This window comes from Sphingobacterium bovisgrunnientis (assembly GCF_009829085.1).
GTDB classification, from domain to species: Bacteria; Bacteroidota; Bacteroidia; order Sphingobacteriales; family Sphingobacteriaceae; genus Sphingobacterium; species Sphingobacterium bovisgrunnientis.
The window spans coordinates 1-993 of the sequence record NZ_WUQY01000087.1 but is presented as its reverse complement, the minus strand read 5'-3'; the positions used below and the strand labels follow the sequence as shown (position 1 = coordinate 993).

At 39.7% G+C, this 993-nt stretch carries 1 protein-coding gene; it reads left to right on the top strand.

Going from position 1 to position 993, the window contains the following annotated elements; genetic code table 11:
* The first annotated feature begins 99 nt into the window (after positions 1-99).
* A complete protein-coding gene (locus GOQ16_RS17195; protein ID WP_160070423.1) occupies positions 100-978 on the top strand; it encodes an IS982 family transposase in 879 nt (292 codons plus the stop codon).
* The last annotated feature ends 15 nt before the right edge of the window (positions 979-993 follow it).

The window sequence follows — 993 nt, the reverse complement described above, 5'->3', positions numbered from 1 at the left end:
TAACCCGTTGTGCATTATGATTTAGGGATAAAAAAGGAGAAATAAGTTGCTCATTGCGCTGATAATCAGTAAATTGTTTTAACTACAAAACGATTTAGAATGAACAACTTAAGAGCAAATTACGAAAGAATATTGGAAGTTTTAAGAAAAATATCAACAGAGCGGCAATTACCCATGCAACGCAGACGTCCAGCTATGAGCGACCTTGAGGTCATCAGCCTGAGTTTAACAGCTGAATATATGGGGATCGACAGTGAGAACGACCTTTTCCGAAAGCTTCCTTCCTGTTTGCAGGGTAAAATAGAGCGCACTGTATACAATAGAAGAAAGCGGAGATTGATGCTTTACCAGAATGCTATCCGTCTGGAACTTGCAGAATCGTTTAATGAATGCGAAGACGTATTTATTGTGGATAGTATGCCTTTGGAAGTCTGTAAAATTGCTCGCAGTTCCCGCTCAAAAATATGCAGAGAGGAACTTTACAGCATGCCGGCCAAAGGGTACTGTGCCTCGCAAAAGATGTACTATTATGGTTATAAACTTCATGCGGTTTGTTCGTTAAAAGGTGTATTTCAGGCTATTGACCTTACTCCGGCAAATGTCCATGATATTCATTATCTGAATGATGTCAGCGATCAGCTCTCGGATTGCACGCTGCTGGGCGATAAGGGATATCTGTCCGCAGCGGTACAGCTAAGCCTTTTTGAACACGCCAATATCAGGCTGGATACGCCAAAAAGAAATAACCAAAAGGGATGCAAACCTCAATTCAGCTTGTTCAGAAAATCCAGAAAACGAATTGAAACCTTGTTTTCGCAAATGTGCGACCAGTTTATGGTAAGACGCAATTATGCCAAGTCCTTTGATGGTTTCAAGACCAGAATACTGACGAAAATTACAGCCATGACGATTGTTCAATACATCAACAAAAATATATTCAACAGGAATATCAACAATTTAAAAATTAGCATTATTTAAAATGCACAACGGGTT

What these genes read in the sequence shown, in the direction of transcription:
- GOQ16_RS17195 (WP_160070423.1), top strand. Translation starts at nt 100, where the DNA reads ATGAACAACTTAAGAGCAAATTACGAAAGAATATTGGAAGTTTTAAGA.